Here is a 13,569-nt window from a genome sequence, read left to right on the forward strand (position 1 = left end):
ATTATTTTGATAGTTTTATGCCCATTCCCTTATAGAATTCCAGCACCTTCATCTTGAACACATAATCATACTGGGCGTACACCAGGTTTATTTTAGCGGTGAAGTAATTATTCTGGTTGATCAGCAGGTCTACGGTGTTCAGCATGCCGACACCATATCTTTTCTGCGCATAGTCCGCGCTTTTCGCCGTAGCCTCCGCAGTGACCTTATTGGCTTCGAATTTATGGAGGGCCGTCACCGCTGCGGTATATGCCTGGTAGATATTGTTCTTCAGGGTGAGATTGTCCTGCTCCCGCTGCAGCTCTGCATTCCGGAGGTTGAGCTTCGATTTGGAATAGTTGGTGCGAAGCGTGCCGTTATTGAGGATAGGTATGCTGATATTCAACCCTACATACTGGTTGAAGTAATTGTCCAGTTGCCTGAAGTAAGGCGTCTTCCGAAACTGGTATCTCACTACGCCATCCTGCACGATCCAGTTGGAAGTGCCGGATACACGCAAAGCTTTCAGCGTATCTGTTCCCATCTGGGCGGAAGACAGGATGGGGTCCGTGGCATTGCTCACATAGTTCGTCCCGAGGTTGCCTCCCAGCGCGACGGTAGGCCACCGGGCTCCCTTGGTTGCCGATACATATTTTCGGGCCGACTCTATCTGCAGGGCGTCCGCCTTCTGCAAAGGCTGGTTGATCAATGCCGTGGCATATACCGCCTCCGGCTGTAAATTATCTATATTCTCGATGGGTATATTATCCACGGGCGGTGTGTCTACCTCAAAAGGGGCGGCAGCATCCAGTCCCATATATGCTTTCAGCGTCAGCACGTTCAGCTGGACGGTACCCACCAGGGTGATGTAATTGGAACTATCCTGCGCCACCTGGGACGCCAGCTCGGCCGCATTCAGCTCCGGCAAAGTACCGGCATTCACCTGCTTACGCGTGATCTCCAATTGCGATTGTGACAGCTGCAGCTTCGCCCGCCCCGTCTCCGCCTGCTCTCCCGCCAGCAGCACATTCAGGTAAGCGTTCGCGACATTCAGGGAGACATCGTTTCGGGTCTTGTCCGTGACAGCCAGGGCCGCCTGCCAGGCAAACCGGTTGGAAGCGATGACGTTTTTGAGATTAAAGCCATTGAAGAGGACAACACTGGTCTGCAAGGCCCAGTTATTATTGACAAACGTCTTGTTATCGATGGTATACGTCGTTTGGTTGAGTGCGTTACCGCTGTTGACGCCAACCGCAGTGCTTAAAGAAAGCGTCGGTATCTGGGAAAGCTTGCTTTGATCAAATGTCAGCCTGGACAGCCTTGCCTGTACGTCAGCCTGCTTGATGGAGATATTATTGGCCAGCGCATAGTTGACGCAACGCGTGAGGTCCCATTTTTCCTGGGCCAGACTCATATAACTAATCAAGGATAAAGGTAGTAGCCACAGCAATTTTTTCATGGTCATGGACAAATTTAAGGGACTCGCCGCCAAAAATACAGAATCCGCCTGATCTCATCAATTTTACCAGGCTTTCAGGAAAGCCTGCTCCAGGTCGGCTATCAGGTACCCGGCGTCTTCCAGCCCCGTGTACAGCCGCAGCATACGATGTTCGTCGTTGGAAGGGTCAAACTGTACGGGGTCAAGGGAGGCGCAACGGGGAAGGATAAGGGACTCATGTCCGCCCCAGCTCACCGCCATCATGATATGCCGAAGGGACTCGCAGAGACGGACGATCTGCCCCATCTCCGTGGCCCGGACATAGAAGCTCAGCAGCCCGCAGGCCCCCTGCATCTGTCTCGTAGCCAGCTCGTATTGCGGGAAGGTTTCGTCGAAAGGGAAAAGGACCCTTTCCACCCGGGGATGCCCTTTGAGAAATTCCGTCACCTGCCGGGTGGTTGCCGCGATGCGCTCCAGCCGTGCAGGCATCGTCCGCAATCCTCTCAGCAGCAACCAGGCATTGAAAGGCTGGATCCCACTGCCGATGTTGAGGTACTCGCTGTCAAAGATCTTCTTCATCATCGCGCCGGAACCCGTGAGCACCCCTCCCAGCGCGTCGCTATGGCCGCCGATGTACTTGGTGGCAGTCTGCATAGCGATGTCGATGCCCATTTCGATGGGACGTTGTAGCAGGGACGTGCAATAGCTGTTGTCGACGATGGTGATGATGTTCTCCGCACGGGCCAGCTCTGCCACGGCCCGGAGGTCCTGGAGCTTGAATTCCCAGGAATTGGGAGACTCCAGGTAGATCACACGGGTATTCGGCAGGATTGCCCGCTCGAAGTTCTCAATCTGCGTTCCGTCGATATACGTAGTGGTCACCCCAAAGCGGGGGAGCACCACGTCAAACATCCTGGCGGACCAGGTATAGGGCCGCTCCACCGACACGATATGATCGCCGGCGCCGACATTGGCCAGCACAGCCGCGAAAGTGGCCGCCGCCCCGCTGTTGAAGACCAGGCAATCTTCAGCGCCATCCAGCGCCGCCAGCTTTTTACGGAGGATCTCCACCGTGGGATTCAACCCCCTGCTATAAAGATAGCCGCTGTACTCGTCGTCGAAAAGCTCCTTCAACGCCGCCACCGTCCCCACCCTGAAATTACTGGTCTGCATGATGGGAGGAGCAACGGCATTGAAATAAAGCTCCCTGTCTTCCCCTAATTCATTGATGATATAAGAGATATCCATATCTATTTCTTTCTGGATTTACTATAACGGACTACAAAATACACTATAAAGAAGATGGCCAGGATCAACGCGCCATATGCCGCCGTCAGCGGGTCATTCAGCACAATGCTGGCGGCAACCCCCATGTACGCGAGTATAAAGATCAGGGGCAGCAAGGGAAAGAGCTTCATCCTGTAAATTTCTTTGCCGCTCTCCTCGCCTACCCGCCTTTTTCGTAGGATGAACAGACAGGCCGCGGAAGTGGACATGCCGATGGAGTCCAGGAAAATCGTGTAATTGATGATCTTCTCCACCGCGCTGGTGAAAAGAAGCGTGATGATGATGACAAGGCTGAAGGCGGTCAGCGACCAGACGATCGCATCGTGTTTCTTCGTCTTCTTCTTAAAAGCGGCAGGCAGGATGCCTTCGTCCGCCATGGCATACATCACCCGGGGATTGCTCATCAGCAACACGTTCACATAGGCGAGCACGGAAAGGAACATCAGCACACGCAGAATATTTTCGCCTATCGGACCGAAAAGATGATTGATAAGAATGGCGGCAATGGCATCGGCATGTTTCAGCGACTCGAAGCCAATGACCTTCACATATACAAAGTTGATGGAGAGATACAGCAGGATAATGATGGTGATGCCATAAGTAATGCCTTTGGGCATTACCCGGGAGGGCGATTGCACGTCTCCTCCAAAATTGATCGATTGCTGGTAACCGCCATAGGTGAAGGAGACGGCGATAAGCCCTACGCCCAGTCCTTTTAGAAAGGCAGGCAGCCCGGAAAAGGAGTGGGCAGACGCAGGGACGGTGTCCGGGAGACCCGTAGGCTGGGTGCCGAAAACGGATAGCAGCAGCAAAAGGATGAGCGAGATCTTTATTAGGATCAGCGCATTCTGTACCCGGCTGCTCATTTTGATACCCAGCATATTCACGATATAAAATACCGCGACGGCGCCGATGGTGATCCCCTGTTTGAAGATCTCCGGCGGCGGCCCTTCAAAAAAGAAATGCCCGATATATTCCGCCCCGATGACAGCCACCAGCGCAGTAGAACCCGCATTCGACACCAGGATGATACAATTGACGGCAAATGCCACAGAAGGATGATAGCCGTAAGAGAATATCTTATAATAGCCCCCCGTGACAGGATACCGGGAGCCGATCTCCGCATAAGTGAGGGCGCCGCAGAGGGCCACCAGACCGCCGGTGAGCCAGGCCAGGAAAAACACCGCCGGCGTTCCCGCATTCGCGGCAGCCACAACAGGCGTCCGGAAAATGCCCATGCCGACCGTCAGGCTGACCACGATCATGGTGAGGTCGAACAGACTTAGCTTTTTCTGAGTCATACGCTTTGTAAGATAAGTTCTAACTTCGTAACCACCAGAACTTAAATCCGGTGCAATGAAAAAATTCCTGCTCCCTGTATTCCTTGTGATCAATGGTTTCGCATCAGCCCAGGAAGCGGTGCCACCCTCATTCCTGTCGGATTCGGCTGACACGAAACCTTTGCAGGAGGCAGTGGTAAAAGCCTATGAGCAACACCGGAAACTATCCGACGTCGGCGCTCCCATCAGCATCGTCAGCAAGGCGGCCCTCAACCGGTTTGGCAACAGCAGTATCCTGCCGGCCATGAATGCCAATCCCGGCGTCAGGATGGAAGAGCGCTCGCCCGGCAGCTATCGCCTGAACATCAGGGGCAGCTCCTTGCGCAGCCCCTTCGGCGTAAGAGACATCAAGGTCTACTGGAATGAGATCCCCCTCACGGATCCCGGGGGCAATACTTACCTCAACCAGCTGGGCTTCTACAATTTCCAGTCGATGGAGATCATCAAAGGCACCGCGGGCAGCCTCTATGGCGCGGGCATCGGCGGCGCCGTGCTCATCAACAGCATGCCTGCCGTCTGGGAGAAAGGGGTCACCGTGGATTACGGCCGTGGCAGCTGGAACGCACAGAACATCAACGTAAATATCCGCACAGGCGATGAAGACCATCGGAATATCTTCAGCTATACCCATCAGAACAGCGATGGCTACAGGTCGTGGACAGCCATGCGGCGGGATGTTGCCAGTTGGGAGACGCAGCTGAAGACCAGTGAGAAACAGTCTATCCATGCCTATATCCTGTACAGCGACCTGTATTACCGGACACCCGGCGGCCTCACCCTGGCAGAATATCTGAAAGACCCGAGGCAGGCACGCCCTTCAACACCTACTCAGCAGGGAGCCATACAGGCCCGGGCAGCCATCTACCAGAAGAACTTCACCGCGGGATTCAGCAGTCAATACCATTTCAATGAGCACTGGCAGAATACCACCGCCGTATATGGTGCTTACACCGACTTCCGCAATCCCGGGATCAGGGTCTATGAGATCCGGCAGGAACCGCATTTCGGCGGACGCACTGTATTCCAGTATAAGACAAGACTGGGAGAGAATAGCCTGCAGATAAATGCCGGCGCTGAAGCGCAAAAAGGATTTTTCGAAACGAGGGACTACGCCAATAAGCAGGGCGTGCAGGACACGCTGCAGACTGATGATCGCATCGGCAACTGGCAGTATATCCTTTTCGCCCAGGCCGACCTCAGGCTGAATGCAGGCTGGACCGTGACGGCAGGCGCCAGCTTCAACCGCAATACCCTGCAGCTCACCCGGACATCCATTATCCCACCGGTGACGAACGATATCCATTTTGCCAACAAGTTTGCCCCCCGCATTTCCATCCTGAAAAAGATCCTGCCTGACATTTCCCTCTATGTCAGCGCCGCCCGGGGCTTCTCCACTCCCACCGCACAGGAATTACAAAAGACCAATGGATTGCTGGGCCCCAGGCTGCAGCCGGAAGATGGCACAGACTATGAAGTGGGTACAAGAGGCAATCTGTTCCATGGAAAGCTTTTCTTCGATGTCAATGCTTTTTTCTTCTACCTGTCCAATACCATCGTGCAACGGATCGACTCCAACGGGGTGGGCTATTCGATCAATGCAGGCCGCACCAATCAGCATGGCATAGAAAGCTTTGTATCCTACCAGCTGGCCGACGCCCCCAAAGGCTTTTTCAGCAGCGTCCGCCTGTGGGCAAGCCATACCTGGCATGACTTTCACTACCGCGACTTCTCCACCGGAGGACATGACTATTCGGGCAATCGCCTGCCCAGTGTCCCGACACATACGGTGGTCACCGGCGCGGACATCCTCCTGCAGCCGGGATTTTACACCAATATTACCTTCACCTACGCAGAACGTATCGCACTCAACGACGCCAACACCGCATATGCCGGATCGTACAACCTCCTGGGCGCCCGCGCCGGTTACAGAAAGGCCTTCCATGCCAGGTGGAAGCTCGACATCTATGCCGGCGGCGACAATCTGCTCAACACCCGCTATAGCCTGGGCAATGACATCAATGCGGCGGCCCCCCCGGCGAGATACTATAATGCAGCGCCCCGCGTGAATTATTTTGGAGGAGTGTCGGTGAACTATCTGTTGTAAGCCTTACATTTGCGCAGATACTGGTTCCGCAACAGGCGGATTAAAAGGGAAGTCCGGTGAAAAACCGGCGCTATCCCCGTAGCTGTAAATGCCCCCGTAAATGACTGGTGCTTCTACCACTGTCCGTCAGCCGACGGATGGGAAGGTACACCGGTACGGCATAAGCCAGAAGACCTGCCAGCATCACTCGATATTCATCACTTTCGGGCGAAAAGTATGCAAAACAAAGAAGGGCTTCGATCAATTATGTTTGTAGGCACCGGCTCCGATGTAGGCAAGAGTGTCATCACGGCGGGATTTTGCAGGATCTTCCGCCAGGACGGCTATACCCCTGCCCCATTCAAGGCGCAGAACATGTCCCTGAACAGCTACGCCACCCCGGAAGGCCTTGAGATAGGAAGGGCCCAGGCAGTACAGGCCGAAGCTTGCGGCATTCCCTGTCACACCGACATGAACCCCGTATTGCTGAAGCCCACCACAGACAAAAGCGCCCAACTCGTATTACATGGCAAACCCACCGGTAATTTCTCCGCCGCCGAATATTTTCTCTCCGGCAGCAGGGAAGCGTTGTTCACGGAAGTGAAACAGGCCTACCGTCGCCTGGCCGCGCGCCATTCCCCCGTCGTCATGGAAGGCGCAGGCAGCATCTCGGAGCTGAACCTGAAGCACCTCGACATCACCAATATGCGGATGGCCATGGAGGCCGGCGCCGCCACCTATCTCATCGCAGATATCGACAGAGGCGGCGTATTCGGCAGCTGTTATGGAACGATGGCCCTGCTGACCGCCGATGAGAGAGATTGTATCAAAGGCATCATCATCAATAAGTTCAGGGGCGACGCCCGGCTGTTCGAAGAAGGAAGGACGATGCTGGAAAAAATATGCCGTGTGCCCGTCATTGGCGTTGTCCCTTTCTTCCGTGATATTTTTATAGAGGAGGAGGACGCCATCGGGCGGCAGCAGAAAAGCAAGGGCTTCCTCACCGGAAAAGTCAACATAGCCGTGGTCCTGCTCCATCGCCTGTCGAACTTCACGGACTTCCATTACCTGGAACAGGATCACCGTGTCAACCTTTATTACAGCCATGAACCCCGGGAGATAGAAAAAGCCGATATCATCATCCTGCCCGGCAGTAAGAATACCATCGAAGACCTGTCGGCATTATATGACGGCGGTGTCGTCGCAGCGATCCACCGCGCTCATGCAAGCCGAAAAACCATCATCGGGATTTGCGGGGGCTACCAGATGATGGGCCTGCAAATAAACGACCCTGAGCAGGTAGAGTCAAAGACAGGAGCTATTGCAGGTTTAGGGCTCCTGCCCGTTTCTACCACCATGCAGGCAAACAAGACCACCCGGCAGCGGAAGTTCCGGTTCCGGAATGGTACAGACATCTGTGAAGGCTATGAGATCCATATGGGCGAGACGAACGCGCTGGAAAAGGAATGTCCCCTGAACCGCTTCGTCGATGACCACAACGGCGGCCACAACGGCCGCCTCGCCGACGGCTATTTTCTCAACGAACGATGCTGGGGCACCTACCTGCATGGGATCCTGGATAATCCTGCCGTCGTCGATGCCCTCCTCGCACCTTACACCAGCCTCCCGGGTAAAGCAAAGGATCACCGGCAATTCAAAGAAGAACAATACGACAAGCTGGCGGCCCTGCTGCGGCAGCATCTCGACATACAAAGCATCTATCAAACATTACAAAGCTAAACGCATGTTATACGGGCATGGTGATAATGGTTACAGGCTGGGCGGCGACATCATCGCCGACTTCAGCACCAATGTCTGGCATGGGGGCGAGCCCGCGGGACTGAAAGAACACCTGTTCAGCCAGTGGCGGCAGATCAACCGCTATCCGGAAGTAGCAGGCGAAAGCCTGGCAGTGAAAGCAGCACGTCATCATGGATTGACATCGGAAAATATACTGGTCACCAACGGCGCCACCGAAAGCATTTATCTGATAGCCCAGGCCTATGCCGCCCGGCGGTCGGGCATCGTCATCCCTTCTTTTTCGGAATACGAGGATGCCTGCCGCATGCATGGGCATAAAGTAGATCTCATTGAATGGGATCACCTGGCAGTCCCCGGCAAACAAGAACTGTTATGGCTGGGCAATCCCAATAATCCTACAGGTGCGGTATTTTCTCAAATGGAACACCTGCTCGGCAATCATCCCGATACGCTATTTATCATTGACGAAGCCTTTATTGAGTTCACCCGCACGATCACATCCGCGATCTCCCTCCTGCACCATTACCCCAACCTGGCGATCCTGCGCTCGCTCACCAAGACCTTTTCCATCCCCGGATTGAGGCTGGGATACATTGCAGCCTCCCGGGAGATCATCAACAAGCTGCAATCTTTAAAAATGCCCTGGTCAGTGAATGCGATGGCCCTGGTAGCGGGACACTTTATCTTCGACCATTATGCATCCATCGGTATTCCGCTGGATCGCCTGTTACAGGATAAGGAAAGCTTTGTACGGCAGCTGCGGCAGGATCATCTCACCGTCCTGGATAGTCATACGCATTTTTTCGTCTGTGAAACATCATCGGGCACTGCCCGGGCGCTGCAGCAATATCTATTGGATGAATGCCGCATCCTGATCCGGGACGCGGGCAATTTCAGGGGACTGAGTGAAAGACATTTCCGGTTGGCTACCCTGGCCCCGCATCAAAACCAGTTATTGATCACCGCTCTTGAAAAATGGCAACGGAAATGCGCATGATCATACCGCTGGCAGCAGGCTATCTGCTGGACCTTTGCCTGGGCGACCCGGCCGGGTGGCCGCATCCTATCCGGCTCTTCGGATGGCTGATCGCCAAAGGAGAGGCCTGGCTGAATAAAGGCAGCACGATCTTCCTCAAGGGAATGGCCATGACCCTGGTTTTATGCGGAGCCATGTTTGTTTTCTTCTGGTACCTATCCATTCTGTTATGGCGCCTGCATCCCGCCCTGTATTACATCGTCAGCAGTCTCTTCGTGTTCTATGGCCTGGCTAACCGGCAGCTGGTGGTCGAATGCAGGCAGGTGTTTACCATATTGCAACGCAACGGGACCGACGCGGGTCGCAAACAATTGTCCCGCATCGTAGGAAGGGATACCTCAACGCTCAACCCCGCACAGATCCGCATAGCCGTGATGGAGACCCTGTCAGAAAACCTCAGTGACGGCGTCATCGCCCCCCTGTTCTTCTATGCGCTGGCGGGCGTTCCCGGCATGATGACCTATAAGATGATCAATACGCTGGACTCCATGGTCGGCTATCGGAGTCCGCGCTACGAACAGTTCGGCAAGTTTGCCGCCCGCCTGGACGACGTGGCCAACTTTATCCCCGCCCGTCTGACGGCGTTGCTGATGGTGCTGGTGACAGCCAGCGGAAGGGGCGCGCAATTTATGTTCCGGTATGGGCGCCGGCACAAGAGCCCCAATGCAGGCTACCCGGAAGCCGCGCTGGCAGGTATCCTGGACGCACGGTTTGGAGGCGCCAATATTTACCAGGGGGTCATCGTGACAAAACCTTTCATAGGCGTCAACCCGCGTGAGCTGTCGCCGGAAGAGATAGAAAAAGCCGCCGGCGTCAATCATAAAACCTGTTTGTTGATGGTAATACTGATCATATGCCTAAATATATTATAACCGGCGGCCCGGGTGCAGGTAAAACAAGCCTGCTGCAAGGCTTGCATCGGTCGGGGTATCCTTGTCAGGCAGAAGCTTCCCGGCAGCTGATCATCGAAGAGAAGGAACGGGATTCCGGATGCCTGCCCTGGCTGGACCTGCCCTGCTTCGCCGGAAAGGTATTACAGCGCATGGTGTCGTCCTTCGATGCAGCGGGCAATACAGGGCCCGTCTTTTTCGATAGAGGTATCCCTGATATCATCGCCTATCTCAGGGCTGCCCATCTGCCGGTGGGAGAGTTGTATCACGCGGCGCTGGAAAGGTACCGCTACGCCCCGACCGTTTTTTTGCTGCCGCCCTGGGAGGAGATCTATATCCAGGACAGCGAAAGATGGCAGACATTTGCAGAGGCGGCGCAGTTGGCGGATCATATATGGACAGTTTACCGGCAAGCAGGTTATCAGGTGGTAGCGCTTCCCCTGGTCCCGGTGCAGCAGCGGATCATATTTATTCAGGACACCCTTTCAGCCCTGGCCGGAAAGGAAAAACAATTTTCATGATCAACATCAGACTTTTTTATTGCGCCCTCCTGCTCACGATCTTTTCCTGTAAGGAAAGAACAGCTCAAAACACGCCGCCGCCCGCCGTCGACAACAGTGACAGCCCCGGGGTCAGTACCACGATACGATACGCCCATGGCTTTACCATCGACTATCATGACCATTACAAGCTGGTGCATGTGCTGGACAGGAAAGGAGAGGTGACGGATACCCTGGAATACCTCCTGGTGCAAAAGGGACATCCCGCCCCCGCCGGCCATCCCAAAGCGCAGGTGATTCCCATCCCTGTCTCCTCCTTTATAGCCATGTCGTCCATGCATGTGGGAATGGCAGATTTCCTGGGAATAGCCGACAGGATCACCGGGCTGGGCAGCTTACAATATATCAACTCCCCCGTCGTCCGGGCAAATATCAAAGCCGGCAAGACCATACAGGTGGGCCTCGACGGCAATCTCAACAATGAGCTGCTGATCTCCCTCCATCCCGGCCTCATCATAGCCATGAGCAACCCCGAGGCTACGACGGCTAAGTATAAAACGCTGATGGACGCGGGCATACCCGTCATCCTGAACGCGGAATGGCTGGAATCCACTCCCCTGGGCAGGGCCGAGTGGGTAAAGCTAATGGCCGCGCTGGTGAATAAAGAAGACCTGGTGAATAAAAAATTCGATAGTGTGGCGAGATCTTACGACAGCCTGGTGCGGCTGGCCAGCCAGGTGAAGGAGCATCCCCGCGTCATCATCGGAATGCCTTACAAAGGATCCTGGTTCGTCCCGGCTGGTGACAGCTATATGGCCCATTTCATCCGGGATGCGGGAGGAGGGTACAAATGGGCTGATACCAAAGGCGTCGGCAGCCTCGCCCTGAATTTCGAAGCCGTGGCGCCGGAGGCACTGAAGGCGGATTTCTGGCTGAATATTGGATATTTGGATCGCAAACAGGATATAACGGCAAAGGACACCCGATTTGCCAGCTTCAGATCTTTCAGTACAGGGCAGCTGTTTAACAACAATAAAAGGACCAACGACATCGGGTCCAACGATTATTGGGAATCCGGCGCCGTAAACCCCCAGGTACTGCTGGCGGATATGATCAGCATCCTTCACCCGGAGCTGCTGCCCGGGCATACCCTCGTTTATTATAAACAATTACCATGATGCAGCTGAGAACCAACCAGCGAAAACGCAAAACCATACAGCTGGCATTTCTTTGCCTGCTGCTGCTGGCGGCCTTCTTCCTGGACATTGCGCTGGGACCGGTGAGGATACCTTTACGATCCATTTGCAGGATCGTCCTTTCCCTGCCCGGAGAGGACAGTACCTGGCAATACATCGTCACGCAGATCAGGATACCAAAGACTTTTACAGCCGTCATCGCGGGCTGCGGACTTTCCGTCAGCGGACTGCAGATGCAGACCCTGTTTCGCAATCCCCTGGCCGAACCAGCGGTGCTGGGCGTTACTGCCGGCGCCAGCTTAGGAGTAGCCGCCGTCATGCTGGCAGGAGGAAGCATCACCACGCTGTACACGATCCGCGAACTCGGTCTCTCCGGAAGCTGGCTGATCACTGTCGCCGGTTGCACAGGCGCCGCAGCCGTCATGCTGCTGGTGATTCTGATCTCGAGAACAGTCAGGGACAATATCATGATGCTGATCATCGGCGTTATGGTCGGCACCGTCACTTTGTCCATCATCAGCATCTGGCAATACTTCAGCGACCCCGAGCTGATCAAAGATTACCTCATGTGGACCTTTGGGTCGCTGGGCGGGGTGACGGGGGCGCAGCTGTATATTTTAGGACTGGCGGCCTTCGTGGGCCTCGTCATTTCCTTTCTTTCCTCCAAAATGCTGGACGCCCTGCTGCTGGGAGAAAATTATGCCAGAAGCATGGGCGTAACGACACAGCGGGCGCGGGTGATCATCATCTGCAGCACGAGCCTGCTGGCAGGCAGCATCACGGCCTTCTGCGGCCCCATCGGATTTATAGGGATTGCGGTACCGCAAATGGCACGTTCCCTCTTTGCCACTTCCAATCACCGCGTCCTCATACCCGCATGCTGCCTCATCGGCACCATCCTCATGCTGCTATGTGATGTGATAGGACAATTGCCGGGCAGCCAGGCGGCCCTGCCCATCAATATCGTCACGGCCCTGGTGGGCGCCCCCACCGTCATATGGATGATCCTTAGAAAAAATAATTTAAGCATATTCGGATGAGCAGCCGTCAGACCTTATTAGAAACAAAGGGATTGGAGGTGGGATACAGATCCCGCCGGGGCAAGCCCGTCACCATTGCAGGACCGATCTCCGCGACCATCCGGTCAGGACAGCTCATCTGCCTCCTGGGACCCAACGGCGCAGGCAAGTCCACGCTATTGCGGACCCTGGCCGGACTACAACCCTCGCTGGGCGGCGCCATTCACATTATGGGTGATCCCAGCTCCGCTCAACGGACTCCCGCCGCATTGGCCCGAAAGATCAGCCTGGTCCTGACAGACCCCGTTCGCTACAGCAACCTCACGGCCTATTCCCTGGTAGCCCTGGGAAGATATCCTTATTCGGGCTGGCTCGGCACCCTGAAGGAAGAAGACCGGCGTATCATCGCATGGGCCATGGAGGTGACAGGCATTGGATCATATGCCGATCGAAAAATAGGAATGCTCAGCGACGGTGAAAGCCAGAAAGTGATGCTGGCCCGCGCCCTGGCACAGGACACGCCATTGATGATGCTGGACGAACCCACGGCCCACCTGGACCTCCCCAGCCGCATACGGATCATGCAGCTGCTGCATAAGATGGCCAGGCAAACGCAGAAAGGGATCCTGCTCTCCACCCACGAGCTCGACCTGGCTTTGCAGGTGGCCGATGAGCTATGGCTGCTCCAGACGGGCGGCAGGCTGGACAGAGGTATGCCGGAAGACCTGGTGCTCAACGGCACCTTCGAGTCTGTCTTCGACAAAGAAGGCATTCTCTTTGACAAACGAACAGGTAGTTTTAATATCCATTCCGGTCATCTGAAAAAAATAGGGCTCGCCGGCAAGGGCGTGGCTACTTTCTGGACAAAGAGAGCCCTGCAGCGGGAAGGTTTCGAGGTGACGGCGGCAGGCCAGGCAGCCATGGACATACGGGTGGAGGAAGGCGCCGCTCCTGTATGGCTGCTGGACTCATCGTCGGGCAGGCAAACCTTTGACAGCTTATCCGGCCTGCTCGACACATTACGCAATCAATTTATTTGA

The 13,569-nt window shown here is 55.1% G+C and carries 11 protein-coding genes and 1 riboswitch; of the genes, 8 read left to right on the forward strand and 3 right to left on the reverse strand.

The window, feature by feature from the left end; genetic code table 11:
• Position 1: 1 nt before the first annotated feature.
• The 3 genes from Q4E93_RS25980 to Q4E93_RS25990 form a co-directional block, all read right to left on the reverse strand.
• Positions 2-1,438 carry a TolC family protein gene (locus Q4E93_RS25980; RefSeq protein ID WP_303590333.1) on the reverse strand — a complete coding sequence of 479 codons (1,437 nt, stop codon included), beginning with the start codon at positions 1,436-1,438 and terminating at the stop codon, positions 2-4.
• 63 nt (positions 1,439-1,501) lie between these two features.
• The gene (locus Q4E93_RS25985; RefSeq protein ID WP_303590335.1) at positions 1,502-2,665 is read right to left on the reverse strand and encodes a trans-sulfuration enzyme family protein; all 1,164 of its coding nucleotides are present in this window, start codon (positions 2,663-2,665) and stop codon (positions 1,502-1,504) included.
• Positions 2,666-2,667: 2 nt separating this feature from the next.
• Positions 2,668-4,005 (reverse strand): APC family permease, encoded by a 1,338-nt coding sequence (locus Q4E93_RS25990; RefSeq protein WP_303590337.1) that lies wholly within the window; start codon positions 4,003-4,005, stop codon positions 2,668-2,670.
• 55 nt (positions 4,006-4,060) lie between these two features.
• Between Q4E93_RS25990 and Q4E93_RS25995 the strand changes: the two genes are divergently transcribed.
• From Q4E93_RS25995 to Q4E93_RS26030, 8 genes are all read left to right on the forward strand, one after another.
• Complete coding sequence (locus Q4E93_RS25995) at positions 4,061-6,148, forward strand: TonB-dependent receptor (RefSeq protein WP_303590338.1); 2,088 nt, start codon at positions 4,061-4,063, stop codon at positions 6,146-6,148.
• A 4-nt stretch (positions 6,149-6,152) separates the two neighbouring features.
• Positions 6,153-6,344: riboswitch (cobalamin riboswitch) on the forward strand.
• 20 nt (positions 6,345-6,364) lie between these two features.
• A complete protein-coding gene (locus tag Q4E93_RS26000) occupies positions 6,365-7,867 on the forward strand; it encodes a cobyric acid synthase (protein WP_303590340.1) in 1,503 nt (500 codons plus the stop codon).
• Positions 7,868-7,871: 4 nt separating this feature from the next.
• Positions 7,872-8,885, forward strand: a complete 1,014-nt coding sequence (locus Q4E93_RS26005; RefSeq protein WP_303590341.1) for a pyridoxal phosphate-dependent aminotransferase — start codon at positions 7,872-7,874, stop codon at positions 8,883-8,885.
• Positions 8,876-9,796 carry an adenosylcobinamide-phosphate synthase CbiB gene (cbiB, locus tag Q4E93_RS26010; protein WP_303590344.1) on the forward strand — a complete coding sequence of 307 codons (921 nt, stop codon included), beginning with the start codon at positions 8,876-8,878 and terminating at the stop codon, positions 9,794-9,796. The genes Q4E93_RS26005 and cbiB overlap by 10 nt, the downstream gene beginning before the upstream one ends.
• Positions 9,778-10,335, forward strand: a complete 558-nt coding sequence (locus Q4E93_RS26015; protein ID WP_303590346.1) for an AAA family ATPase — start codon at positions 9,778-9,780, stop codon at positions 10,333-10,335. The genes cbiB and Q4E93_RS26015 overlap by 19 nt, the downstream gene beginning before the upstream one ends.
• Positions 10,332-11,492: an ABC transporter substrate-binding protein gene (locus Q4E93_RS26020; RefSeq protein ID WP_303590348.1), complete on the forward strand. Its 1,161-nt coding sequence runs from the start codon at positions 10,332-10,334 to the stop codon at positions 11,490-11,492. The genes Q4E93_RS26015 and Q4E93_RS26020 overlap by 4 nt, the downstream gene beginning before the upstream one ends.
• Positions 11,489-12,550, forward strand: coding sequence for a FecCD family ABC transporter permease (locus tag Q4E93_RS26025; protein WP_303590349.1), 1,062 nt, complete (start codon positions 11,489-11,491; stop codon positions 12,548-12,550). The genes Q4E93_RS26020 and Q4E93_RS26025 overlap by 4 nt, the downstream gene beginning before the upstream one ends.
• A complete protein-coding gene (locus tag Q4E93_RS26030) occupies positions 12,547-13,569 on the forward strand; it encodes an ABC transporter ATP-binding protein (protein WP_303590351.1) in 1,023 nt (340 codons plus the stop codon). Before Q4E93_RS26025 ends, Q4E93_RS26030 begins: the two co-directional genes overlap by 4 nt.

The organism is Flavitalea plasmicola (assembly GCF_030546645.1).
GTDB lineage: Bacteria > Bacteroidota > Bacteroidia > Chitinophagales > Chitinophagaceae > Puia.

What these genes read in the sequence shown, in the direction of transcription:
- Q4E93_RS25980 (WP_303590333.1), bottom strand. Translation starts at nt 1,438, where the DNA reads ATGAAAAAATTGCTGTGGCTACTACCTTTATCCTTGATTAGTTATATG.
- Q4E93_RS25985 (WP_303590335.1), bottom strand. Translation starts at nt 2,665, where the DNA reads ATGGATATCTCTTATATCATCAATGAATTAGGGGAAGACAGGGAGCTT.
- Q4E93_RS25990 (WP_303590337.1), bottom strand. Translation starts at nt 4,005, where the DNA reads ATGACTCAGAAAAAGCTAAGTCTGTTCGACCTCACCATGATCGTGGTC.
- Q4E93_RS25995 (WP_303590338.1), top strand. Translation starts at nt 4,061, where the DNA reads ATGAAAAAATTCCTGCTCCCTGTATTCCTTGTGATCAATGGTTTCGCA.
- Q4E93_RS26000 (WP_303590340.1), top strand. Translation starts at nt 6,365, where the DNA reads ATGCAAAACAAAGAAGGGCTTCGATCAATTATGTTTGTAGGCACCGGC.
- Q4E93_RS26005 (WP_303590341.1), top strand. Translation starts at nt 7,872, where the DNA reads ATGTTATACGGGCATGGTGATAATGGTTACAGGCTGGGCGGCGACATC.
- cbiB (WP_303590344.1), top strand. Translation starts at nt 8,876, where the DNA reads ATGCGCATGATCATACCGCTGGCAGCAGGCTATCTGCTGGACCTTTGC.
- Q4E93_RS26015 (WP_303590346.1), top strand. Translation starts at nt 9,778, where the DNA reads ATGCCTAAATATATTATAACCGGCGGCCCGGGTGCAGGTAAAACAAGC.
- Q4E93_RS26020 (WP_303590348.1), top strand. Translation starts at nt 10,332, where the DNA reads ATGATCAACATCAGACTTTTTTATTGCGCCCTCCTGCTCACGATCTTT.
- Q4E93_RS26025 (WP_303590349.1), top strand. Translation starts at nt 11,489, where the DNA reads ATGATGCAGCTGAGAACCAACCAGCGAAAACGCAAAACCATACAGCTG.
- Q4E93_RS26030 (WP_303590351.1), top strand. Translation starts at nt 12,547, where the DNA reads ATGAGCAGCCGTCAGACCTTATTAGAAACAAAGGGATTGGAGGTGGGA.